At 57.6% G+C, this 23,586-nt stretch carries 17 protein-coding genes and 2 pseudogenes; 14 read left to right on the top strand and 5 right to left on the bottom strand.

Features of this window, described 5'->3' with window-relative positions; translation table 11 throughout:
- Positions 1–132 precede the first annotated feature (132 nt).
- From hisS to hisG, 3 genes are read left to right on the top strand one after another with little or no spacing between them, the layout of a single operon-like run.
- Positions 133–1,620 carry a histidine--tRNA ligase gene (gene hisS / locus K3557_RS13065; RefSeq protein ID WP_259994388.1) on the top strand — a complete coding sequence of 496 codons (1,488 nt, stop codon included), beginning with the start codon at positions 133–135 and terminating at the stop codon, positions 1,618–1,620.
- Positions 1,621–1,622: 2 nt separating this feature from the next.
- Entirely contained in the window at positions 1,623–2,711 is a 1,089-nt protein-coding gene (locus tag K3557_RS13060; RefSeq protein WP_259990613.1) for an ATP phosphoribosyltransferase regulatory subunit, read from the top strand.
- Positions 2,708–3,406 carry an ATP phosphoribosyltransferase gene (gene hisG, locus K3557_RS13055; RefSeq protein WP_259994386.1) on the top strand — a complete coding sequence of 233 codons (699 nt, stop codon included), beginning with the start codon at positions 2,708–2,710 and terminating at the stop codon, positions 3,404–3,406. Before K3557_RS13060 ends, hisG begins: the two co-directional genes overlap by 4 nt.
- A 226-nt stretch (positions 3,407–3,632) precedes the next feature.
- On the opposite strand, the gene K3557_RS13050 is transcribed toward hisG, so the two are convergent.
- The gene (locus tag K3557_RS13050; protein WP_259994384.1) at positions 3,633–4,064 is read right to left on the bottom strand and encodes a DUF1489 family protein; all 432 of its coding nucleotides are present in this window, start codon (positions 4,062–4,064) and stop codon (positions 3,633–3,635) included.
- Between the two features lie 199 nt (positions 4,065–4,263).
- On the opposite strand from K3557_RS13050, the gene K3557_RS13045 reads away from it, so the two are divergent.
- The 4 genes from K3557_RS13045 to K3557_RS13030 all read left to right on the top strand — a co-directional run bounded on the left by K3557_RS13045 (position 4,264) and on the right by K3557_RS13030 (position 8,870).
- Positions 4,264–6,549, top strand: coding sequence for an adenosylcobalamin-dependent ribonucleoside-diphosphate reductase (locus tag K3557_RS13045; RefSeq protein ID WP_259994381.1), 2,286 nt, complete (start codon positions 4,264–4,266; stop codon positions 6,547–6,549).
- 324 nt (positions 6,550–6,873) lie between these two features.
- Positions 6,874–7,971 carry an AAA family ATPase gene (locus K3557_RS13040; protein ID WP_259994379.1) on the top strand — a complete coding sequence of 366 codons (1,098 nt, stop codon included), beginning with the start codon at positions 6,874–6,876 and terminating at the stop codon, positions 7,969–7,971.
- Between the two features lie 179 nt (positions 7,972–8,150).
- The gene (locus K3557_RS13035) at positions 8,151–8,348 is read left to right on the top strand and encodes a hypothetical protein (RefSeq protein ID WP_259994373.1); all 198 of its coding nucleotides are present in this window, start codon (positions 8,151–8,153) and stop codon (positions 8,346–8,348) included.
- A 309-nt stretch (positions 8,349–8,657) separates the two neighbouring features.
- Positions 8,658–8,870, top strand: coding sequence for a hypothetical protein (locus K3557_RS13030; RefSeq protein WP_259994371.1), 213 nt, complete (start codon positions 8,658–8,660; stop codon positions 8,868–8,870).
- Positions 8,871–9,755: 885 nt separating this feature from the next.
- Here K3557_RS13030 and K3557_RS13025 read toward each other — a convergent pair.
- Both K3557_RS13025 and K3557_RS13020 read right to left on the bottom strand, forming a co-directional pair.
- Positions 9,756–10,985, bottom strand: a complete 1,230-nt coding sequence (locus K3557_RS13025) for a hypothetical protein (RefSeq protein WP_259994369.1) — start codon at positions 10,983–10,985, stop codon at positions 9,756–9,758.
- 61 nt (positions 10,986–11,046) lie between these two features.
- On the bottom strand, positions 11,047–13,584 hold the full coding sequence (locus K3557_RS13020) for a hypothetical protein (RefSeq protein ID WP_259994367.1): 2,538 nt from the start codon (positions 13,582–13,584) through the stop codon (positions 11,047–11,049).
- Positions 13,585–14,051: 467 nt separating this feature from the next.
- Between K3557_RS13020 and K3557_RS13015 the strand changes: the two genes are divergently transcribed.
- From K3557_RS13015 to K3557_RS20485, 5 genes and pseudogenes are all read left to right on the top strand, one after another.
- Positions 14,052–14,300, top strand: coding sequence for a helix-turn-helix domain-containing protein (locus K3557_RS13015; protein ID WP_259994365.1), 249 nt, complete (start codon positions 14,052–14,054; stop codon positions 14,298–14,300).
- A gap of 323 nt (positions 14,301–14,623) precedes the next feature.
- Positions 14,624–15,244: a hypothetical protein gene (locus K3557_RS13010; RefSeq protein WP_259994364.1), complete on the top strand. Its 621-nt coding sequence runs from the start codon at positions 14,624–14,626 to the stop codon at positions 15,242–15,244.
- Positions 15,245–15,766: 522 nt separating this feature from the next.
- Positions 15,767–16,444, top strand: a complete 678-nt coding sequence (locus K3557_RS13005) for a hypothetical protein (protein ID WP_259994363.1) — start codon at positions 15,767–15,769, stop codon at positions 16,442–16,444.
- Complete coding sequence (locus tag K3557_RS13000) at positions 16,444–16,770, top strand: hypothetical protein (RefSeq protein WP_259994362.1); 327 nt, start codon at positions 16,444–16,446, stop codon at positions 16,768–16,770. The genes K3557_RS13005 and K3557_RS13000 overlap by 1 nt, the downstream gene beginning before the upstream one ends.
- Positions 16,770–18,446: pseudogene (locus K3557_RS20485) on the top strand (transposase); the annotation flags it as partial. The gene K3557_RS13000 and the pseudogene K3557_RS20485, both read left to right, overlap by 1 nt.
- Positions 18,447–18,645: 199 nt before the next feature.
- On the opposite strand, the pseudogene K3557_RS12990 reads toward K3557_RS20485, so the two are convergent.
- Together K3557_RS12990 and K3557_RS12985 are read right to left on the bottom strand one after the other, a co-directional pair.
- Positions 18,646–18,974, bottom strand: a pseudogene (locus tag K3557_RS12990) (IS3 family transposase); the annotation flags it as partial.
- Complete coding sequence (locus K3557_RS12985) at positions 18,938–19,192, bottom strand: MobC family plasmid mobilization relaxosome protein (protein ID WP_259999635.1); 255 nt, start codon at positions 19,190–19,192, stop codon at positions 18,938–18,940. The gene K3557_RS12985 and the pseudogene K3557_RS12990, both read right to left, overlap by 37 nt.
- A 455-nt stretch (positions 19,193–19,647) precedes the next feature.
- On the opposite strand from K3557_RS12985, the gene K3557_RS12980 reads away from it, so the two are divergent.
- Positions 19,648–21,891: a glycosyltransferase family 2 protein gene (locus K3557_RS12980; protein ID WP_259994360.1), complete on the top strand. Its 2,244-nt coding sequence runs from the start codon at positions 19,648–19,650 to the stop codon at positions 21,889–21,891.
- A 108-nt stretch (positions 21,892–21,999) separates the two neighbouring features.
- Positions 22,000–23,568, top strand: coding sequence for a cyclopropane-fatty-acyl-phospholipid synthase family protein (locus tag K3557_RS12975; protein ID WP_259994359.1), 1,569 nt, complete (start codon positions 22,000–22,002; stop codon positions 23,566–23,568).
- Positions 23,569–23,586 lie beyond the last annotated feature (18 nt).

The following is a 23,586-nucleotide window of genomic DNA, read 5'->3' as shown; positions in this document are numbered from 1 at the left end:
GAAGAAGGCGGCGCGGCGCTATGGCCGTTGGATTCCTGCGTCCCTGTGTGTGCCCGGCTCCTTCTTGCTGTTGCGGCTGGCATCCGCTAGACCGCCGGGCAAGTGAAACCGCTACCCGTGAGGAGGCCGAACATGGCCAAAGTGAAGAAACAGCCCCGCCCCAAGGCACAAACGCCCAAGGGGTTCCGTGACTATTTCGGTGCGGAGGTGACCCAGCGCAGCGAGATGCTGCGGGCTATTGCGGGTGTGTATCATCATTACGGGTTTGAGGCGCTGGAGTCCGCGGCGGTGGAAACCGTTGAGGCGCTGGGCAAGTTCTTGCCCGATGTGGACCGCCCCAACGAGGGTGTGTTTGCCTGGCAGGAGACCGAGGATGATGGAAACGGTGACTGGATGGCGCTGCGCTATGACCTGACGGCGCCCTTGGCGCGGGTCTATGCCCAGCACCGCAATGATCTGCCGACACCGTACCGCCGCTATGCGATGGGGCCGGTCTGGCGTAACGAAAAGCCGGGACCGGGCCGCTTCCGCCAGTTTTATCAGTGTGACGCGGACACCGTCGGCACCGCCTCGATGGCCGCTGACGCTGAGATCTGCGCGATGCTGTCGGACACGCTGGAGACCGTCGGTATTCCCCGCGGCGATTATCTTGTCCGGGTGAACAACCGCAAGGTTCTGAACGGCGTGCTGGAAGTGATGGGGATCGGTGACGACCCTGCTGTACGTGACAACGTTCTTCGCACTATCGACAAGTTCGACAAGGTGGGTGAGGCGGGCGTGCGCGAGCTGCTGACCAAGGGACGGCTGGATGCTTCGGGTGCCTTCATCGACGGGGTTGGCCTGTCTGATGATCAGGCCGCGCCGGTGCTGGCGTTTCTGACCTCCAAGGCGGCGGAGGCGGCGGGCACCATTGCCAACCTGCGTGCTGCCGTGGGCGACAGTGCGGTGGGCCAGGATGGTATTGCCGAGCTGGAGCAGATCGGCGAGCTGCTGGCCGCGGGCGGCTATGGCAAGGACCGGATCGAGATTGATCCTTCGGTTGTGCGGGGGCTTGGCTATTACACCGGGCCGGTGTTTGAGGCGGAGCTGACCTTTGATATCCTCGACGAAAAGGGACGCAAACGGCAGTTCGGATCGGTTGCGGGCGGCGGGCGCTATGACGGGCTGGTCAAGCGCTTTACGGGCCAGGAAGTGCCTGCAGTGGGTGTGTCGATAGGCGTTGACCGGCTGCTGGCGGCGCTGCATGCCAAGGGGCGGCTTTCGGCGGAGGCTGCCGGCCCCGTTGTCGTCACCGTCATGGACCGCGCCCGGATGGCAGATTACCAGGCCATGGTTGCTGAGCTGCGCAACGCGGGCATCCGGGCCGAGGTTTACCTGGGCAATCCCAAGAATTTCGGCAACCAGTTGAAATATGCGGATAAGCGGAATTCGCCTGTGGCCGTGATCGAAGGCGGTGATGAAAAAGCCAATGGCGTGGTGCAGATCAAGGACTTGATCCTGGGTGCCAAGATCGCCGAGAGCGCGACCCTGGAAGAGTGGAAGGAGCGTCCGAGCCAGTTTGAAGTGCCGCGCACGGAACTGGCCGCCAAGGTGCGGGAAATTCTGGACGGGCAGGGCTGATCATGGCGGCTCAATCGCAAATTCAGGCCCGCGCTGCAATGCTGCGGGTCCGCTTTGAGGCCGCAGGCGCGCAGGTGGTGGACACGCCGCTGCTGCAACCGGCCGGCACGTTGCTGGATCTTTACGGCGAGGACATCCGGGCGCGCGCCTATGTGACGTCAGATGCGCTACACGGCGAGCAGATGCTGCGCCCGGATTTCACTGTACCGGTGGTGGAGGCGCATATGCGCCACGGGGCGGAGCCTGCGCGCTACACCTATTCAGGCGAGGTGTTTCGGCGGCAGGAGGTCGACCCTGACCGGCCCAACGAATACCTGCAAGTCGGCTATGAGGTGTTTGAGCGCAACGATGCGGCGGCAGCGGATGCGGAGGTGTTTGCGCTGTTTGCGCTGCAGGTGCGCGGGCTGCCTTTGCGGGCGGCAACCGGCGATATCGGCATTCTGATGGCCGCCGTGCAAGGGCTGAAAACCACGGAAAAGCGCAAGGCGGCGCTGATGCGCCATATCTGGCGGCCGCGCCGGTTCCGGGCGTTGCTGGACCGGTTCGCGGGCCGGGCATCGGTCCCGGAGAACCGCAAGAAGCTGCTGGAGACCGAGGGCGATCTGACCGGGTCGGCGGTGGAGCTTGGCAAACGCCGCGCGGCAGAGGTGCAGGCGCGGGTTGAAGCGCTGCGCGAAGATGCCAAGGCGCCGCCGATTGCCGAGAATGAGCTGCTGGCGCTGGAAGCGCTGATGGCGGTACGTGAAACGGTACCCTACGCGGTAGAGCAGATGCGCGACATCGCGGTGGACCTGCCGCAGATCAATCTGGCGCTGGACCGCCTGGATGAACGCACCGCGGCGATGAAGGCGCGCGGAGTGGATGTGGAAGCCCTCGATTTCGAGGCCTCTTACGGGCGCACCTCGATGGAGTATTACGACGGGTTCGTGTTCGGCTTTTATGCCGAGGCGCGGCCTGATTTGCCGCCGATCGCCAGCGGCGGGCGCTATGATGCGCTGACCCGGCGGCTGGGCGGGGGCGAGGAAATCCCGGCGGTCGGCGGTGTGCTGCGCCCGGACCTGATGCTGCAGCTTGAGGAGGTGCGCGCATGAGTTTGAAGCTGGGGGTGCCGTCCAAGGGGCGGCTGATGGAGAAGACATTCGACTGGTTCGCCAAACGCGGCGTGACATTGGCGCGCACCGGGTCCGACCGGGAATATGCCGGCGCGGTCGAGGGTGTTGCGAACATGGAGCTGGTGCTGCTGTCGGCGGGGGAAATCCCGCGCGAGCTGGCGGCGGGGCGGATCCACCTGGGCGTCACCGGCACCGATCTGGTGCAGGAGAAGCTGCCGCGGTTCGAGCAGCAGCTAGAGAGCCTGGCCGAACTGGGCTTTGGCCATGCCGACCTGATCCTGGCGGTGCCGCAGTTCTGGATTGATGTGGACACGCTGGATGACCTGGATGCGGTGGCGTCTGCCTTTCGCACCGAGCATGGGCACCGGTTGCGGATTGCCACCAAATACCACCGGCTGGTGCGGGAATTCCTGACCGATGCCGGGGTGGCGGATTACCAGCTGGTGGACAGCCAGGGCGCGACTGAGGGCACGGTGAAGAACGAGACCGCCGAGATGGTGGCCGACATTACCTCGACCGGCGAGACGCTGCGGGCCAATCACCTGAAGCTGCTGGCGGGCGGGCTGGTGCTGAAGTCCCAGGCGACGCTGTGGCGCAGCCGGGTGGCGAAATACGGGCTGGATGAGAAGGCGGCGCTGAACACGCTGCTGGATCTGCTGGAACACCAGCGATAGACGGGACCGCCCGCGCGCAAGCGCGGGCTGCGCCCAACGCCATTCGGGCATCTTTGATGCCTGCAATGGGGGCGGGAGATCCTCTTTTTTGAACCCAAAGCGGTCCGTGAGCCAGTGTTCTCCCGCCCGGAGCAGCGGCATCCAAGATACCGCCGTTCCGGTTGGGCCGGGCGCCGGGCTGACGCCCGGCGCTGGCGAGGCACGCCGCGGGGGGGTGCGGAAAGCCTCAGATCACTCCGATTTCCGCCAGTGCCTGCGAGAGTTCCAGCGGCAGCGGCTCTTCTTGGCTTTTGCCGGCAGGCAGGTCGGCGGGGGAGTCTTCGGTTTTCAGATAGCGCCAGCCCTGGAACGGGCGTTTCGGCGCAGTGTGGGTGCGGTGCAATTCCGGTTCCAGAATGATGGCGCAGCGGCGGATGCCGTCTTCGCCGATGACCTCATCCATGCGCAGCACGCGCTGGCGGCATTGGATCAGCCCCTTGATCACCCAATAGATCGAGCCGCCGTTGAGGATCTCCGCCTCGCGCTTGGGCCACATGCGGGTGACGTGGCGTGGCAGGCCTTCTGGCAGTTCGCGGCGGCGCATCTCCTGCCAGGCCATCAGGCTTTCGACGCTTTCGGTGCCAACCGAAAGCTTCACAAGGTTCACGCATTTATCCACAGGTTCCCCACAGAGTCGTCCAGAGCGGCACCTTTATATAGTAGTTCGGAGTTTGGTGCTAGCAAGGTCTTGTGGTACACTCGGTAATAAATTCTCAGCGATGTACGTTTTCAGCGTTGAGAAATCTGTCTTGCCTGTAGTATCGAAGCCGCCATTCAAGCTGCATTCGTGCTGCCACACGACTCAAAGGATTCGCCATATGAGCCGCTTCGCCGCCCCCATCGCCGAGCAAATCTGGGATATGAAATACCGTTTCAAGCAGGCCGATGGCACGCCGATCGACGTCACCGTCGAGGACAGCTGGCGGCGCATCGCGCGCGATTTGGCGCGGGCGGAAAAATCGCCGGATGCCTGGGAGGAGAAGTTCTTTGCCGCGCTGGAAGACTTTAAATACCTGCCGGCCGGCCGGATTACCGCAGGTGCAGGCACCGCACGCCAAGTGACCCTGTTCAACTGCTTTGTGATGGGCACCGTGCCGGACAGCATGTCGGGGATTTTCGACATGCTGAAAGAGGCGGCGCTGACCATGCAGCAGGGCGGCGGTATCGGCTATGACTTCTCAACCATCCGGCCGCGCGGCGCGGATGTGAAGGGCGTGGCGGCGGATGCCTCCGGCCCGTTGTCGTTCATGGATGTGTGGGATGCGATGTGCCGCACCATCATGTCGGCGGGCTCGCGCCGCGGCGCGATGATGGCCACCATGCGCTGCGACCATCCGGATGTTGAGGCTTTCATCACTGCCAAATCCGATTCTGCCCGCCTGCGCATGTTCAATATGTCGGTGCTGATCACCGATGCTTTCATGGATGCGGTCAAGGCCGACGGGTCCTGGGAACTGGTGTTTGACGGCAAGGTCTACCACACCGTGCAGGCGCGCGATCTGTGGAACAAGATCATGCAGGCGACCTATGATTATGCCGAACCCGGCGTGATCTTCATCGACCGGATCAACAAGGCCAACAACCTTTCCTATATCGAAAACATCTGCGCCACCAACCCCTGCGGCGAGCAGCCGCTGCCGCCCTATGGTGCGTGCCTTTTGGGCTCGGTCAACATGGCGCGGCTGGTGGCCAATCCGTTTGAAAAAGACGCGCATCTGGACCAGGAGGCGATGCAGGAGCTGGTCGCCACCGCGGTGCGGATGATGGACAATGTGGTCGATGTCTCCAAATTCCCGCTGGAGGCGCAGGCGCAGGAAGCCAAGAACAAGCGCCGGATCGGCCTTGGCGTCACGGGCCTGGCCGATGCACTCTTGATGCTTGGTCTGGAGTATGGTTCGGACGAAGCGGCGCGTCAGACCGACGAATGGCTGCATAGCATTGCCCGCGCCGCGTATCTGGCGTCGGTGGATTTGGCCAAGGAGAAGGGCGCCTTCCCGCTGTTCGATGCCGAGGCGTACCTCAGCTCCGGCAATATGCTGAACATGGACGCGGACGTGCGCGACGCAATCCGCGAGCACGGCATCCGCAACGCACTGCTGACCTCCATCGCGCCGACCGGCACCATTTCGCTGTATGCCGGCAATGTGTCCTCGGGCATTGAGCCGGTGTTTGCCTATGCATACACCCGCAAGGTGCTGCAGAAGGACGGGTCGCGCACAGAAGAGGAAGTGGTCGATTACGCAGTGCAGATGTACCGCGAGAAATTCGGCGCCGATGCCAAACTGCCCGGTTACTTCGTCAACGCCCAGACCCTGCCGCCCGCGGCCCATGTCAAGATGCAGGCGGCGGCGCAGAAATGGATCGACTCGTCGATCTCTAAGACTATCAACTGCCCGGAAGACATCTCGTTCGATGACTTCAAGGACGTTTACATGCAGGCCTGGGATCAGGGCTGCAAAGGCTGCACCACTTACCGTCCGAATGACGTGACCGGCTCGGTTCTGTCGGTCAGCGAAAGCGCCGACACCGCGCCGGGCGAGACCGCCCAGGCACCGCATGAGAGCGATAGTGCCGAAGTGGTCTACATGTCCGAACCGCTGGACCGCCCGCAGTCGCTGGAGGGCCATACCTACAAGCTGAAGTGGCCGGACAGCGAGCACGCGATCTATCTGACCATCAACGACATCATCATCAACCACCACCGCCGTCCGTTCGAGGTGTTTATCAACTCCAAGAACATGGAGCATTATGCCTGGACGCTGGCGCTGACCCGGATGATCTCAGCCGTGTTCCGCCGCGGCGGTGATGTGTCCTTTGTGGTCGAGGAGTTGAAAGCGGTGTTCGACCCGCGCGGCGGCGCCTGGGTTCAGGGCAAGTATATCCCGTCGATCCTGGCGGCGATTGGCGGCGTGATCGAAACGCATATGGTCAAGACCGGCTTTCTGGAAGGCGAGGGAATGGGGCTGAAATCCGACCCGCAGGCGCAAGTGGTAAACCTGAACGCCCCGCGCGGCAAAGCCTGCCCGAGCTGCGGCCAGTTCGACATGCAGATGGTCGAAGGCTGCATGACCTGCCGCAGCTGCGGTCATTCGAAGTGCGGCTGAGGGGGGCTGGGGGTTCTGTCTTGTCGGACCCAAGAAATAACTGCCATTGATGGGGGTTTTCTGCCATTCCGACACGAGGTTAATTGCCACCGGCCGATCTTCGGTCGGTGGTTTTCTTTTAAAACAATGACTTATGTGATCTCTGCCTTCTGCACGCTGAAGGGATCTGTTTCCCCTCCGCAGATCAGCGCCACCTGTTGACTGAAATGGCCGTATTGAGCAGGACTGAAGCTCAAACCTGGCCAGGTTCTTTCCTTCATTTCCCCGAACGCACCGTGTGCAATCGGGAGCCAGACGGTGCGGCGCGCCGGGAAAGGGCCAGCTATGTCCAAGATCAAGTTCATCGAAGCAGAGTTCCACAATGCCGACAAAGACCGGCGGGCAATTCGGCAGCGCCTGGAACGGTTCCTGAAAACACGCCGCGCGCTCGAACGCGGTATCGTGCCTCCGGACCCTGAGGATCGTGATGACCGCCTTCGGTGGGAAACCGAATTGATGCAGATCGGTCTCGGGCGCGAAGGTCAGGACCGCGTGGACCGCCGGGTGAGCAGGCTGGCGGAACGGCGGGCAGCGGCCGCAGGTCTCTCCCACCTCAAACTCGACGACCGAAGAGCCTTGGAGGTTCTGCGTAACGGTGTGGATCTGATCCGGATCCAGACAGAGCATCAGGCGGATGAAATCGCCGCCGGAATTCATGCGGACATGCCCTGGATGGCGCCCGCGACAGATCATCTTTGGAAGGCGATGCGGCGCTCGGTCTGCAATGGAGACGCGGGCTTCCATCTGCCTCCGGTGCTGCTGGACGGACCGCCGGGGATTGGAAAGAGCATGTGGGCCCGTCAGCTAAGCACCGCACTTGGCGTGCCCCGCTGTGGTGTGGAGGCGACGGCGGAGCAAGCGTCGTTCGGTATCGTGGGCTCTCAGCGAGGCTGGTCCAACGCGCAGCCAGGACGCCCTTTGATGACGATCCTGAAGCATCTGATTGCGAACCCGGTGGTTGTTGTGGACGAAGTGGAAAAGGCCGGGGTTGCAACTTCGACCAAAGGAAACAGCTTCGGCCTGACCGAGGGGCTGCTGTCCCTCCTGGAACCATCTTCTGCAACTTCGTGGCAGTGCCCCTTTTACCAGGTGGGTTTCGACATGTCTTGGATCAGCTGGGTGCTGACCTCAAACACCTTGGCCACTCTACCGGCCCCTCTGCTAAGTCGTCTGGAAGTCGTTCGCCTCCCGCCAGTTTCAGTGTCTGAACTGGCAGCGTTTGCTCGCCGTGAGGGCCGTCGGCGCGGATTGACGCAGGCGTCTATCGAGTCCGTGGCCGAAGCGTTGGAAATCGCCGGACGCGGTGCGGAGCTGAACTTGCGGCATGTGATCCGGATGCTGACCAGGGGTGAAGTGATGGAGGCTGCTGGGATCCGCCATTGAGCTCGCAGTTTCCCCGTCCGCTCAACACACAGAATGGTAGACGAGCACGCCGGACCAATGTCTCTCCCTCCACCCGAAACGCTATGAACCGTCGGATCAAGTCGGAAGTTGTACAAGCAACAATTCACTGAACATCCAATACCGCCTCGACCTTTTCGAATATGTCATCATAAGCGAAAATGTCTACGCTTCCTGTCGCCGAGTTGGTCGAATTTGCCCGCCGTGAAGGCCGCAGGCGTGAATTGAAGCAGGCGGCGGTCGGGGCCGTGGTTGAGGCGTTAGAACTCTCTGGAGGAGATGTGAAGCTGAACCTGCGGAATGTCATCCGCATGTTGGACCGCGGCGAGGCGATGGAAAGAGCGGCAGTTCTGCATTGAGTTACTTAAGAGGGGGCGAAGTACGTTAATGTGCCGAAGTGGTGTCACCACTACTGGAGCTTCCTGTGGGCTCCTTCTGAATAGAGAAAAATCTGGACAAGTACGCCCAACTAGGGCGTACTAGACTTTGTGAATATTCACTATAGGTAGGGGGCGGAAGGCACGACGTGCCTGCATATAGATTTGCATCACGCCGTGCCGGACTGGATCATCCTGACGAGTCGGTTCTCTGAAGTTACAGCTCTGGTCAAATACCGCGCAGTTTAAACTGGCGCGGTTCTTTTGGTGCCGCATGAAAAGGTACAAGAAATGAATAAAATGAAAGACCCATTGGCAGAGATCTTGGAGCGTCACGGTGTTGTTGACGCAGACGCATTCCTTCAAGAAATCGGTGAGGAGGCGCGTATTTCCACTTCTCCCGACCCCGATGTAGTTGTGCGTGGAAGTGTTCAACTTATGAAGAAGCGTATGGTTTCCCGCGATGAAGTTCAGCGCGGGCTCGCTGGCCTTCGTTTTCTCTGAACCGAAGATAAGTTAACAAAATTTATGCAAAAAGACAAACCTGACACCATTGAGGGTGTTCTGGAGTATTACTCCAATGAAGTTGTTCCAGGCTTAGCCACAGCACTCACAATTGACGACTCTTTCCCTCAAGAAGTCCTGAATGAGATCAGGAACTCTTACACGCACCTTGCGCGAGCAAATAAGCTTGGCGCGGGGCACGCCGACTAGTCCAGGCCCAGAAGGAAGTTTCGCAGTCCTCCGAGCTTTGCGGTGTTCTGTCGCCAGGGGAGAAGAACCTCGGCGGCTGCCTGTCCACCACATGCGAGGCATATGCCGTTCGGTTGCTGCAATCACAATCTTATCAGGTGCGGTGAGTGCCACCCAAAAAAGTGGCTCACGATAAGTTGGCGCCTATGAGGGTGCCAGCCAAGCCGGCAGCTGCTGCAATTACAGACGTCAACACTGGAAGCCACCATCTTCGCTCTTTAGACTGATCAAGCGCACGTGAGTGCAACTCCACCGCCGTTTGTATGAGCGTCGAAATTTCCTCTGGCCGTAGAGGGCTTCTAGAAATTCGTTCCTTCTCCACTTCAGACAGTGTTACTAGGGTCCCTCTGGAGATTTCTTCACGAGTGTCCACGTTGAAATTCTTTGGGTGTTGGCGCCTGACAACCAAAGAGGCCTTTTGCCTCTTCGAGTCCAGGCGAAAGAACTCTGGATGATCGATGAAAATCTGCTTCCAGTGATCGGCGTTCGAACGTGAACCGCTGATTCTATCCGCCCAGCCTGCGAAATCTAGTTTGTAGAACCGATAGACACTCATTGCCTGAATTGCCGAAATAACTTCAGGGAGTCGATTGTCATTCTTTAAGTATGGAGACTGCGTCATTTGATCGCCGAGTGTTAAATTGAGATTTTGAAGTAACGTTGCTGGCCCGCGCCTGTAGTAAATTTATTGGTGTCAAATTTATTCGGTCTTACATACCAAACATTATTTACGCGATACTTTGAGCAGAAGGCTGCAGACGCGAGAGTTTCAAGCTTGCTGCCTGTAAGGCCAATTTCAAAATTCATCCCTCCGAGGAAGTACTTAGTGTGATATGATCGCTCGATGTTTGCAAGGATCTGATCAGGGACTTCATCGTCTTGTTTGATAATATCATGGGTTTCGGCCTCTCGCACGGCCACACGGGCGACCATTTCGGCTATGTGCGCGCTTGGCACGCTCGCGGAGCTTGTAAGAACATCGAGATGATTGAAGCTTTGATTTGACACCAAGTGAATTAATCGTTCGTGAGACGACGATGAAAAAGCTAGAAGAGCCCTAGCGCGGGTCGCGTCAGTTGCCAACCTCTCAAGGGAGTGAATGTGATACGGAGGAAATTCACACGCTACAATCTCTTTTAACGCCTCTGCAGCTGAAACATTCTCGGCATGATTGTTACTGGAATGAACCAAATCCAAATCAGCACTGTCAAGCCACGTGGAGTCCGGCGCGGTATAACTAACTATCACCTCACCAAGGCGGCGAAGCGCGGTCTTAATCGATGTAAAGATTAGCGGCTTTGATAGGCCCGTTATATCAATTGTAAGACCTTTTCCAAAAGGAGCGCTGCCTAGGAAGCCAACTTCATTGGCCGAATGCATGACAACATCCGTGTTTGCTTCCATTGCAGCCCGTAAAATTTCCTTTGACCGGCCCTCGATATCGTACTGTATGCAGTGAACTTTTCTTGGTTTTAGCTCTGCAATGGATTGTTTTGCAGAAATCTCACAGCAGTCTTCAAAGCCAAGCCCGGTGACATAGTCCCCCCGCCCAGTTTTGGCAGCTTCATTGTTTGAGACCTCTTGAATTTTCGGAAGGTCAAATCTTTGGAGTTCAGTTTGTTGTCCTGCGACGATATTCGGAGAAGGGAAGTTGAACTCAGATTGGCGACTCCTTTGCGCTCTATGATCACTGTTTTGCTCAACAACATCAATTCCCACTACTCCAGAACTATCTTCGTCTGTGTCTTCCTCGCGTGTTTCCCCAAGATTTCGACAAAGCAGATCAGCGCCGGCTTCTGGTTTTGTAAGCCATCTGGTTAAATCCGCTCCAGAGAGTTCGAAACGGTCTCTATCCGCAAGCGGCATGAAATCTGCCAGCCCATAAATTTTTCGAAAGACGAGTTTAAACTGTTGTACTGGGTCAGAGTCATGGGTTTTTGCTTCTGGGAGTCCCCCCGTGAAACACAAAAACGCCGGCATCAACTAGTTCTCGAATGTGCTTGCTTTGATCCTCTTCATCTCCCGCAGAAACGCGCACATAGATTGACGTGTACTGGCGGAGACCTCTTGCTTCACCTTTCTTAAAGGAGTCCACCATTGCCCGATAGGATGCCGAGGCAAAAGATTTTGCAGTGCTTTTCAGGGTGCTTCCGCGTCGATCAAGAACGTAGAGATGTCTAGTGCAATGGTCTTGAAAAACTTCAGATTGCAGTTCAGGAGAAACCGGGAATTTTGTTTCCCCCTTAAGTAAGATGTCCTCGTAAATTGAAATGACACTCCCTATATCACCAACACATACTGCCTTTAGAGCTGATATCCCATTGTACGCGGACTTTCTTTTGGCAGAGCTTGGTTGAGATTGGCAGATCGTCTCAGCAATGCTACTTAATGTTGTGTCCCCCATTACAGCGATTGGCTTGCTGTTAGGATGACCAGGGAAGTATTCGGAACGTTGAGCGAGAATGCTCCCAATGAAATCCTTGCCTTTGCGACCTTTCAGACGTTGGTAAACTTCGGCACCAAGGTCAAAGGTTTCAAAGTCCCGCCAGTGGGCCGCCTGCTCGACGCCACCGAGAGACTTAAGGGATAGAAAAATCGTTTGCGTTTCCGAAGTCAGTTTAAAGGAACATTCGACGGATTGATCGGTGTTCTGGAAGATGATCGCAGACAGAATTTCCTCAATCTTTTCTGGGGCCAAGTATCGAGTGGAAACATCATCCAGAAGAAATAGAACTCGAGAAGAAGCCCATAACTTTGAGCACCTCACAATTGCCCTTGCCAAGGCCGGGAACGCTTTGGAAGGGTGCATGGCTAGTTTGCAGGTGCTGTCCGTCCGGCTAACTTCCAACATTTTCTTGATGAGCGTATGCTCAAAGCGTTCGATTGATGCTGTTCGAGCTTCAATTTCGAAGTCTGTTAATATCTGCTGCAAGACCTCTGAAATGATCGCGGGACTATGCCTTTCGACCTGTTCTTCTTCTATGTCTTTCAAGTGAGCCAGGGCGCGGGACGCTTCAAGAGCATACGAAACTGCTAACCTAGCAAAAATCTTCTCATTTGACAGGGAGGAATCTCTGCTTTCATCGAGTAGGACTTGCGCTGAAACGAAAAAGCCGACGAACCCATCTTCCTTTAATCGAGATATTACTTCGAGATTGGTTTCCTTTGTTTTCTGTCGCGCTCGCGCATGAAACTCCAATGAGCGCAAGAGCATTGTTTTTCCGCACCCTCTCATACCTGTAACTATTAAGGGACCCTTGGAACTTGCCCGCTTTTGCCACTCACCTTTGGGGTCAACTAAAAGCTGAGGAATATGCCAAGAGGCCAGTGTTTGAGCATTGTACGACTCTGCGTAGCGACGGAACGAAAGTTGTTCTCGCCAAGGTCGCCACGGTTCTGCCGAGCGGTAAAAGGCTCTTTCAATGGAGCGTATCAACTCGTCAGCGTTTGGGGTTCTTTGCGCTTCAACTGGAGCAGAGAAGGTTGATGCAACGTCTTGAAGGGCGAGAGAAACCCTGGCGTCAAGGTCTGTTAGGTCATCAGAGTCTTGGGCTATACCCTTCGAAAGCGCGCGGATATGCTCAGCGATCCAATGAAGGTCACTTTTGTAACCACCGCCTGAGCGGCGATCTCCGGAAGTCGAACCTAGATCGATTGCTACTGCGCGAATCGAAGGATCAATGGCACCATCTCTCGCGCGTTCTTTAGTAAGCTCTTCAATGAGAATGTTACCTGAGTGAAAGTCATTGTGGTTTTGACCACGGCTCCTTAGCTCGTGGCTGATCTTGATTAAATCGCAAGAGATTTGAGCAACTCGAGCTGGAGGCAGGTTGGCAGAAGCGCTGAGGTATTTCTGGAGGGGCTTGCCATCAAGATGCTCTAGAACGGCAACGTGGATTTCCATTAACCGATCGCCGAATTGTGCTTCATCTTCAAAGGCATCGATAATATCAACTATGAAGTCCGCACCTTGTGCTGTAGTGGAATGGGTCCGGCATTCTGCATGGAAGTCTTTTCCAAAAAATTGATAGACTGCCGTCGGGACTACCTTTAGGACGTATTTCCTAGCGAAAGGCCCCTTTTTCTCAGCTACGAACGTGGCCCCGTAGAATCCTCTTCCGAGCGAATAGAGAATTCGAAAGTCTCGAATTTCTTTCGGAGGGTTCTGCAGTTCATAGTTGAAAGAGCGTCCGCAGCTTGGGCACGGCTGTTCTATCGGCCGAACAGTGAAGTCGCTACTTGGGCAACTGAAACAACAGTATTTTCCAGAACTAGACATGAATGTTGCCCCAACTAAGTTTTTCCGGTGACGACTATCTCTACTCCTCATCTTAAGTTCATAGGAAATGCTGAGCAGCGCCCGGTACTTCAGCACCGGTCCAGGCGCGACCCGCAGCAGTGCCGCTACTTCCTTGGCGCTGAACACCACGGGAAGCTTGCGCGGCTGAGGCTGGGGGCCATGCACTTGGAACCGCCAATGAAAAAAATTTGCTAAACGCTTCCCCGAAAATCTTCCTTTGGAGGAGGGTTCAGGCTTTCGATTTCACCCCAAGTTTTTCGCAAATGTGTCCGATACGGAATTTGCGAAAAAATCATGGTAATTGCATCAGGTGAAATCTAGATTGTAACCGGAGCGGACCTTGGTTAGGTTTGAAAGGGTTGAAAATTAGTCACTTTTCTTGCCCTCATTGATAATTGTGCGCTTGAGGGGAGAGAGTGGATGGTGGAATTGGTGTTTTTGCATTGTGCGAAAATGAAAGATCAGCAAGGCACTGCTTTGCGAAAAATAAATCTCCGTCGGTTTTTTGCACAATTTTGGTGCTACTTGGCGTCGATGGGAAATGTGTACCCGGGTTCTTCACAAAGAATCTTGGACTTGTCATTCGCAGTAGATTGTCGCAGTACCGATATTGATCGAATCATGGAGCGGAAATGAAACAGGCAGATTTAGTAATTGATCGCGAGCGCCATGCGCGGATTCGCTACGAATTGGCGCTACGCGAACTCAATCTGGCTGACATTGCACGTCAGGCAGGGGTGGGAACTTCTGCTGTCAGCTCCGTCTCGATTGGAAAGAGCAGATCGGCTCATATCGAGAGCGTGATCGCTAAGGCTTTGGGTTGTGAGGCAAAAGATCTCTTTCCAGACCGGTACAAGCACTCTGGAGGAGAAGATGCATGACCTAGTTGCAACCAAAACATCTTTGGGCTCTGGAAAAGAAGGAGCCCTGGAAACTTGGCTTCCATGGGCCCCTAACATCGTTTGGTTCACGATTTTTACTTCATCCCATCCGGCACGCCGAAAGTCAAGCCACACGCCTTCTTTTCGCCGGCGTGAACAGAAGAGTTGTGCGCTCTGCGCAAAATGAAAAACACTGTTCAATAAGTCACCTCTTTATCGAGGTGCAGTGAATTCTGTGACGGATTGATCTCTCACCAGTGACTCAGTCCGGCAATGACCTTCGAAGGGGATACAAGGGAGAAGAGAAATGGCTAATCAAAATGATGGGTAAATATGACGGTATCACACTGCCTGTGTCTTCGCGGGCGGAGCAATATGTTTCTCTGGCTTCAGCTGGGCATTGCTCGGCCAATGCCGTGCTAGGTTCAAATGAATATGCCCACACCCAGGCAAAAAAGCTTACCGGAACTGTCTCACCAGCTTTTGCTGAATACGGAGTCAAATGTCAGCTCTTTTCAGGAGCAAGTGTGCTTCTACTACGGTTGGAACCCCAAAAGCAGTCGAAGCATGTCTTCGATTTCATTGCGACCATGACTGATGGTTCAAAAATTGCCTATACGATCAAGCCAGAAAAGGGCTTGGTGTCCGGTCGATTCTTGCAGGAAACCGAAGTGGGGTCAGCCGCTGGTCATCCGCGAAGAACTGTTTCAAGAGTTGGCCACGATAGTCCGTTGAATGAGGTGAAACCGGCGGCAGGTCAGTGTTTGCAACGGCGAATCGGTTCTGGCTGCAGGCTAAAAGCTCCCGTAGTTTTGGCCGTAGGCTGGCAGGTTTTTTTGAGTAATTTGCGAAAACACGCAGCGGCCTTTTCTTTTTCGGATTTCTGCCCGGCCGCAAGGACTGCTGAAACTTGTGTCACAATTTGGCGCAGGCACAATTTGTAAGGTCCTGATCTAGCGGCCGGGAGTGAAAACGGAACTTTGATTTGCGTTGTATCACGTTGAATCAAAAAAACAAAAATCCTTCTCGGAAGGCGATCAGGTTGTTATCGTCTCCGGGTGCCCGGTACTGGGATTTTCGCTCAGGCTCCGGCGTGATTTGAAACTGATTGAACGAGGAGAAACGCCAATGAAGAAATGACCCCTTCAAAATGAAAGCGCCCGAACCTCGGCAAAGAAACGAGCGCGTTCATAAGGCAGATCAAAGTCCACCTGTCTAGCAACAGTTCAATAGCAAATCCGGCTCCGGATTTCAAGGACGGCGACTGCCTCACCAATACAGCTGCATCCGGCCTGGACGCCTTGCGCCCGGGACCGATGGAGCACGCGCTGTACCGGCCAGTTTTCAGGTTTCGCATTCGGTTTTCACCGGGGCGGAGCGCCGGAAGAGCTGTGCCTGGTGCCGGCCGAGAGCGATCACCGCTGCCCAGTTCCGGGCCGTGGGCCACTCAACTGTGAGACACATCAATGTCCTATCCTTTTCAGCAGGGAGGCATCCGGCTTCCTGAACCCAGCCTTGCCAACCGCGATGTCGCGGCGGCCTCCAAGGGGCACTTCACCGGCCACGCCGTCCTGGGCGATGGTCCTGGACGCATTGTCCAACTCGAAAGCCATCACGAGCTGCAGTTCTGCCTTTGCTTGGCCGCCCGGCCGGAAACCGGCGAGATCTACGAGCAGGTTAGCTTTGAATGGCACGATGCGGACGGCGAGCTCCACCCCCACTACTTCGACTTCGTGGTGGTGCAGACCGATGGAGCGGTTATCGCCTATTCCGTGCGGCCTACGTACGGCGTGAGCGACGCGTTCTTCGAGGAGATGTGCCGGATCTCGGATCAGGCGCGGAAAGCAGGCTTCGTTGCCGACGTCCGCCTGCTGACGGAAGAGGACCTGGACCCCGTCGAGCTGTTCAATGCCGAACTGCTTCATTCCGTTCGCGAGGAGGATCCGGAGGCCGATGACGCGGCGCGCAATGCCGTTCGGGACATGCAGGGCATCGAAACTCTGGAGGCACTCAGGGATCGTGCCGGCTGCGGCGCCATGGGCTTCCGGGCGCTGATCCGGCTGATCCGGTCCCGCCATCTTCAGCTCGTCAGCCACGAGCGCATTTCCCAGAAATCCCAGGTCTTCAAAAGGGAGCAGGTCTGATGAAGCTGTCCTGCGACTATCACAATGCAGCCGCACACGCGGCGTTCCAGCCGGTTCTGAACGTGCTGGAGCTGCACCATCCGCTCCAGCGGATTGAGATCGATGACTGGGAAATCGATCTGATGACGCTGATGGATTCCAGCGGCCGCATCGACTTTTTCAATGAAGAGGAATGGTCCCTGTTCGGAGTTACCAGCGGACCGGAGACCGGTGAGGTCTGCGAACAGGCCGGCTTTGAATGGCACGATGAGGACGGCGTCATCCAGCACGTCAGCTACGAGCATATCTCCCCGAAATCGCAGGTCCTCAGGAAGGAGCAGGTCTGATGGAAATGATGGAGCTGTCTTACGACTATCGCAAAACCCGCATCGCAATTGGTGCCTTCGACCGCATTAACGTCAACGAGGTGTCTTACAGCTTCCTCTTCGAGAATGAAGCTGGGAAAACGCTGAAAATGGAGGATGGAACGGGCCGGGCCTATCAGTTCTCGCATGAGGAACTGAGCCGCCTGTCGTCGCTGGGCCGTATCCGCATTGAGCCGGATTTCTTCCATCCGGAAAAGGCGGCCCGGCAGCAGCAGTCCAGCACCGGGCTTCTGTCCGCTCTGCCGTTGACCCAAAACGCCCGGGTCGCAAAACGCAGCGCCTATGTCGAGGCCTTCCTCGAAATGGAGCGTGAGAGGAAGATCAACCGCACCGACGCCGCCATCAAAGCCAACGAAAAAGCTTTGAAGGGTTATGCAACGGATTACTTGGAAAACCTCAATCCTTTGGGTGTGGCCGAGCCGGGAAAATCGGCGGACATTTCGATTCCGCCAAAGCCCCGGACGCTGCGAAACTGGATCAAGGCTGCTGAACTTGATGGCCAGGCAGGCTTGCTGGACGCGATGCATTTGCGCGGGAACCGCAACCGGGTTCTTGGACCGGAAGAAGTCGGTCTGCTGATGAAGGAAGTGCGCGGCTACATGAGCCTTGAGAGGCCAACCATCAAGACGATCCACGAAAATGTTCAGATCGCCTTTGAGGACCGGAATGCCGAGCGGAAAGAACGCGGGCTGCCTTCCCTCAAAGTGCCCAGCCGGGAAACCACACGCCGTGCGATCCGGGCGCTCGACCCGTTTGCGGTGATCACGGCCCGCTACGGCGAAGCGGCTGCCCGCAAAAAGTTCAAGCCGGTTCTGAACGGGCTCAACCTGACCCGCCCGCTTCAGCGGGTCGAGATCGATGAATGGGAAATCGATCTGATGACGCTGATGCATTCCAGCGGGCTCATCGACCTGTTCACTGAAGAGGAACGCCTCCAGCTCGGCCTGGACAAGACCACGAAGCGCTGGACGCTGACGGTGGCGATCTGCTGCACCACCCGCTGCATCGTGGGGATGGTCATTTCCACGGCGCCGAAAGCGCGGGCCGCGGTACAGGTGCTCCAGATGGTCGTGTCCAACAAAGGCCAATGGGCTGATCTGGTTGGCGCACTCGGTCATTGGGACATGTATGGTATTCCGGAACTGATCGTCACGGACTGCGGAATTGCGTTCAAGTCGCAGGCCTTCCGCTTCGCCTGTGCCGATCTTGGGATCACCAAGGAGCTTGCGATCGCCGGCTGCCCGGAAGTCCGCGGCACCATTGAGCGTGTGTTCAACACTGTCGCCTTGGACCTGCTGCCCCGCCTGTCCGGCCGCACGTTTTCCGACGTCGTCAGCAAGGGGGACGCAAAGCCGGAAGAGCGTGCAGCTCTGACCTTCGACGACCTGACCTTCGTTCTGGTGCGCTGGGTTGTAGACATCTACCACAACACTCCGCACCGTGGTTTGGACGGCAAGACGCCCGCCGAGACCTGGTGCCGTTTGATGGGGAAATGGGGCGTCCGGCCGTCTCCGGACATGCGCCGCAGCCGGCTCGTCTTCGGCCACCGGATGACGCGCGTTATCAGCAAAGAAGGCCTGACCGTTCTTGGCGTCCGCTACCATTCGGAACGGCTGGCCGACTGGATGCTGCGCAAGGACAAATGCGATGTCGACGTGCGCTGGCACCCCAAGGACATCGGCGCCATCGAAGTGCGGCTTGGCAGCGACTGGTTCACTGTTCCCGCCATCGACCATGAGCTTGATGGCGTGCCCGCGCAGATCTGGCTGTCGGCCACCCGGGACGTGCGGTCCAGGAATGCCCTGCCGGGCAGTGGACGGATCGTGCGTTCGGCTAGCCATGGCGGCCATATTGCCGGGTCAGCTCGATCATGTCGGCCACCAATCGTTCTTCATCCAGGCGGCCAACTGGCACCCTGCGCTGCGTGGATCGGTGTTGTCTCAGAACGCGGCACGCGCGGCGTTCCGAGACATTCAACTCACCACAAACGCGATCAATGCAAGCACGGCGACGAGCGGGGCTCAGAAGTTTCCCTTCGCGGCTTCCGCCAAGATCAGCTTGTCCAGCGTCAGATCAGAAACAGCTTTGCGAAGCCGCTCGTTCTCTTTCTGAAGCCGCTTCAGTTCCCTCAATTGGTCAGTGCCCATTCCACCGCAGCCACGGCGCGTTTGAGATCGTCTTCCAGCTCAGGATCAATAACCAACGTGCCGAGGTTCAGATGTTTGGCGATCTGGTTGAGGTTGTTAGCGTGCCGTGTTTGACCGAGGCGTGCCAGCACTTCAGCAAGTAGCTGTTGCTCCGCAACAGCTGGTTTCCGCCGACTACGGTATTTAGGAGCTTCGTCGGCCAAAACCACGGACTTGATATAGGACGCCAACGGCATGCCCCCAGCTTGAGCTTCAAGCTGCTGACGTTCTTCTGGTGTAAGGCGGAGAGAGAAGGGAGCAGGGCGGGTCATGGACGAGGCCCCCGCAGATCATTCTTATGATCTTTGAAGACATCATCCCAGCGTTCGAGTTCTTCAAATATTTTTTCAAAATCGGGCTGAGAATGGCTGTCAGAGCAGTTCGAAGAAGATCTTTTCCTTCGCACCATTTGATACCTGAAAATTTGTTAAAACGCCGATGCGCCCGTGCGTCAACGTTATACGCGCGCCGGTCTGTTGCGGGAATATCAGCTGCCGGACCCTTTGGCGGGTGCTGGCGGCGTTTGCCGGTTCCGGCAGATCTGCGGGCCGGCTATAACCGGCTGCGTTCCTTGTGCCTGGCATTCGGAGCCAACAACGCAAAAACGTGATGCAGCAGTATGCCCAGTTCAGACCCCGGAAATTGCGACGGCATGATCCTTGAACGCGAACTCAGCGCGTTGTCCCTGGCGGGAAGCATCCTGCTGGACGCCGTGGAGCTGCCTGCGTCCAGCGGGCGGATTGCCCGCCTGTTCTTCAAATCCGGAACCTCGCGGGAGGGGCTTGGCATTGCGTCCCCGGCGGACAAGACAGTTCTGCACAACTATGGCGGTGCACCGGTTCTGGAGACCGGGATTTCGGACGGCCCCAGCGCGGTCACGGTTTCTGCTGAGGGGGCGCTGTACAATGTTCCGCTCCACCCGGAGGAGACAGACCTGTTTGCCGGGCTCAATGTACTGGCCGCTGTCCGCAATGGTGAAACGGCCCGAACTGCGGCCGAATGGCTGCGGTTCCATGCGGCGCAGCATGGTCTGCAAGGGGCTGTCATTCTCGACCGGGCGCATCCGCAAGACAGCCGCCGTTTTATAGAGGAACTGCAAGCGCTTGCTGGCTCCATCAAGGGGCTTGAGAGGGTCGTGGTGGTGCATTCCAAACTGCCCCTGGGCAAGGATGGCCTGCCGGAGGAGGCGCATCCGTTCAACGCGCCGGGGGCGCCGGGCAAAGACCGGATGGAGATCCCGCCTGCCGACCCCTGGCGGGCACCGCTGGGTGAGTTTCTGATCTATGAAATCCTGCGTGCCCGCTTTCTGGCGCGGGCACGGGCAGTGGCCAACATCGACCTATTCGACCTGCTGGCGCCGGATGAGGGGCCGAATGTGTTTGACCGGGCCGTCGCCGCGCCGACGGGCTGTCTGCGGCTGGGCGGGATGCAGGCCTATCCATGGCGGGTGCGCAAGGGCGGCCAGGCGTCTTTTGCGGATCACATCTGCACGCAGTTTGATGCCACCGGGCTGCGGCCGCGCTGGTGTGTGGCACCGGCCACAGCCGGCGGGAACTGCATTTGGCGGCTGATCCGGGTGGTCGGGGCAGAGCCTGATCCGGCGGAGGATCTGCGGTTCTACCGCTGCATGGCCCTGCGGCATCCAACCGACACGGTGTCCAAGATCGTGCCGAAGACCAGCCTGGTGGAAACGCCGGAGCTGCTGGCGCTGGCCACGGGCTATTTCAACGCCAAGCCTGTGCGTATCCCTCCGGAGGATGCGATTAAGCGGCGCCGTGGCAAGCCCAAGACCACTGTCGTCACCACCATGAAAAACGAAGGGCCGTTCATTCTGGAATGGCTGGCCTACCACCGTGCAATCGGGGTGGATGATTTTATCGTCTACACCAACGACTGCACCGATGGCACCGACACAATGCTGCAGCTGCTGCAGGATAAGGGCATCGTCCAGCACCGCGAAAACCCGTTCCGCAATACGGATCTGAAGCCGCAGCACGCAGCCTTGCAGGCGGCGGAGGAAGAGCCGGTGATCCGGGAGGCCGACTGGCTGGTCTGCATGGATGTGGATGAGTTCATCAACATCAAATGCGGCGATGGCCGGCTGCCGGACCTGTTTGAGGCCGTGGGCGATGCCAATATGATCGCAATGACCTGGCGGCTGTTCGGCAACAATGACGTGCGCGATTTCACCGGCGATCTGATCACCCGGGAATTCACCCGCTGTGCCTTTGAAGTGACCCGCAAACCGCACCAGGCCTGGGGTTTCAAGACCCTGTTCCGCAACACCGGTATCTTCAAGAAACTGGGGGTTCATCGCCCCAAGGGGTTGAAGCCGCAGCTGTGGGAGGACATCCGCTGGGTCAACGGCTCCGGCCAGGACATGCCGCGCGAGATGTTCCGCAACGGCTGGCGTTCGTCGATGGATACTTATGGCTATGACCTGGTGCAGCTCAATCATTACGCCGTGCGCAGCGCCGAAAGCTTTCTGGTCAAGCGCGACCGCGGCCGGGTGAACCACGTGGACCGCGATCAGGGTCTGTCTTATTGGTTCCGGATGAACAACAACGCCGAGGAGGAACGCTCAATCCAGCGCATGATCCCGGCGCTGGAAGCGGAGATGGCGCGGCTGCTGGCAGACCCGGATATTGCCACGGCACATGAATACGCCAGCCGCAAACACCGCGAAAAGATCGAGGAATTGAAACTCCGCGATGACATGCTGGAGCTGTTTCAGGAGCTGACCAGCGGTAAACTGTGCAAGCTGTCGCGGATGCACGCGCATTTCGGCGCCAATGTCTTTCTAAGCGGCCCCGGAGTTATCCCTGACGAGATCGCCGAAAAGGAGCCGGGCAGCGATTTCTGGTTCACGGTTGAGCGGGGCGAAACCAACCATTGATCCCGGTGGCCTGCACATTGACAGGACTCCGGGCCGCGGGCTAAATTCCGTTAACAAAGAAGCGCTGATAAACAGCTGCATTAATTAGTTTTTTGAGGGGCAGTCATCATGGCACTTCCGGCCATTGCGTCACTATGGGTGGGTCCAGAACTCAGCTGGCTGGAGCAGCTTTGCCTTCAGTCCTTTCTGGATCACGGCCACGAGGTGGTGCTATTCACCTATGACGAGGTCAAGGGCGTGCCAGACGGGGTGCAAGTGGCGGATGCCAATGAGATCCTGCCTGCCGACCGCATCATCCGCCACGCCCGCACCGGCAGCCCGGCCTATCATGCCGATGTCTTCCGCCTGCATTTGCTGCGCAAGACCAATTACATCTGGGCCGATACCGATGCCTATTGCTGCCAGCCCTGGAACATCAAAGGCAAGCATTTCCATGGCTGGATCTCAGACGACAAACCGATGGTCAACAATGGGGTTCTGCGGCTGCCCAAAACCTCCAAGACCCTGGCGGCGATGCTGCGCTTCACCAGCGATGAATACCCTGTTCCGCCCTGGTACAGCGCCGAAAAACAGGCCGAACTGCAAGCGCTTAAGGACAGCGGGCAGGGGGTTCATGTTTCGCTTTTGCCCTGGGGTGTTTGGGGGCCGGACGCGCTCACCTGGTTTCTACAGGAAACCGGAGAGGTTAAGAATTCGCGGCCAGGCCATGTGATTTATCCCGTGCCGTTCAAACGGGCCGGGGTGGTGCTGAACCCGAACCGTCCGAACCAGGCACGCGGCCATATCCGCGACGATACGCTGTCGATCCATTTCTGGGGCCGCCGCTTTCGCAATATCGCGGCCAAATACGGCGGCGTGCCCGCCGAAGGCTGCTATGTCCATGACTTGCTGGCCCAGCATGGGATTGATGCGGAAAAAACCCGCCACCTGCTGCAACCGGCCCCTGAACCGGAAGAGATACCCGTGGAAAAAATCGACCCGGCAGCACTGGATTACTCTATGTTCAGCGACCAGGACGTCGCCAATATCCTGCTGCAACGCTCGGAACTGGCCAGCTCAGGCCAGACCATCAAGGACTGGATGGCAGGTGACGAAAAGCTGCTGCTGGCAGAAGCCCGGTCGCAGCGGGATCACATCCTGCATGAATCGATCCGGATCGCGGAACGGGAATGCGATTTCTTCCTGAAGGCCACCGATCCCATTGCGCCCGGACGGGCCGCGGATATCGGCTGCGGGTATGCCTTTGCCAGCCTGCTGCTGCACCGCCGCTATGGCTGCAGCATCACGCTGATTGATATCGAAGAGGGCAACAGCCGTCATTTCGGGTTTGAGGGGGAGGGCGCAGGCTATACCAGCCTGGAAACCGCCCGCGCGTTTCTGGAAAAGAACGGCGTGCCTGCTGAAAAAATCACCACCATCAACCCCAAGACCGAAGACACCGCAGCGCTTGGTGCCTTTGATCTGGTGATCAGCCTGGCGTCTTGCGGGTTCCACTATCCCGTAGCCACCTACCAGGATCTGTTCAGCAAGCAGATCAGCCCCGGCGGCGGGATTGTTCTGGATATCCGCAAGGGGTCCGGCGGCATCGGCGCCATGAAAAGCTTCGGCACCGTCAAGGTGCTGGCGAAGCACGGCAAATACTCCACAGTTCTGGCCCGTGCCGGACAAGAGGCGTGACCGGTAACCGGATCCTTA

The organism is Leisingera sp. M523 (genome assembly GCF_025141335.1).
GTDB lineage: Bacteria > Pseudomonadota > Alphaproteobacteria > Rhodobacterales > Rhodobacteraceae > Leisingera.
The sequence above is the reverse complement of the archived record's forward strand: the minus strand, read 5'-3'. Positions and strand labels throughout refer to the sequence as shown.

Bases quoted from the DNA above. Each gene is read 5' to 3' on its own strand.
- K3557_RS13040 (WP_259994379.1), top strand. From the start codon at position 6,874: ATGTCCAAGATCAAGTTCATCGAAGCAGAGTTCCACAATGCCGACAAA.
- hisS (WP_259994388.1), top strand. From the start codon at position 133: ATGGCCAAAGTGAAGAAACAGCCCCGCCCCAAGGCACAAACGCCCAAG.
- K3557_RS13035 (WP_259994373.1), top strand. From the start codon at position 8,151: ATGTCTACGCTTCCTGTCGCCGAGTTGGTCGAATTTGCCCGCCGTGAA.
- K3557_RS13015 (WP_259994365.1), top strand. From the start codon at position 14,052: ATGAAACAGGCAGATTTAGTAATTGATCGCGAGCGCCATGCGCGGATT.
- K3557_RS13005 (WP_259994363.1), top strand. From the start codon at position 15,767: ATGTCCTATCCTTTTCAGCAGGGAGGCATCCGGCTTCCTGAACCCAGC.
- K3557_RS13025 (WP_259994369.1), bottom strand. From the start codon at position 10,985: ATGCCGCTTGCGGATAGAGACCGTTTCGAACTCTCTGGAGCGGATTTA.
- hisG (WP_259994386.1), top strand. From the start codon at position 2,708: ATGAGTTTGAAGCTGGGGGTGCCGTCCAAGGGGCGGCTGATGGAGAAG.
- K3557_RS13030 (WP_259994371.1), top strand. From the start codon at position 8,658: ATGAATAAAATGAAAGACCCATTGGCAGAGATCTTGGAGCGTCACGGT.
- K3557_RS12985 (WP_259999635.1), bottom strand. From the start codon at position 19,192: ATGCCGTTGGCGTCCTATATCAAGTCCGTGGTTTTGGCCGACGAAGCT.
- K3557_RS13045 (WP_259994381.1), top strand. From the start codon at position 4,264: ATGAGCCGCTTCGCCGCCCCCATCGCCGAGCAAATCTGGGATATGAAA.
- K3557_RS12975 (WP_259994359.1), top strand. From the start codon at position 22,000: ATGGCACTTCCGGCCATTGCGTCACTATGGGTGGGTCCAGAACTCAGC.
- K3557_RS13000 (WP_259994362.1), top strand. From the start codon at position 16,444: ATGAAGCTGTCCTGCGACTATCACAATGCAGCCGCACACGCGGCGTTC.
- K3557_RS12980 (WP_259994360.1), top strand. From the start codon at position 19,648: ATGATCCTTGAACGCGAACTCAGCGCGTTGTCCCTGGCGGGAAGCATC.
- K3557_RS13060 (WP_259990613.1), top strand. From the start codon at position 1,623: ATGGCGGCTCAATCGCAAATTCAGGCCCGCGCTGCAATGCTGCGGGTC.
- K3557_RS13010 (WP_259994364.1), top strand. From the start codon at position 14,624: ATGGGTAAATATGACGGTATCACACTGCCTGTGTCTTCGCGGGCGGAG.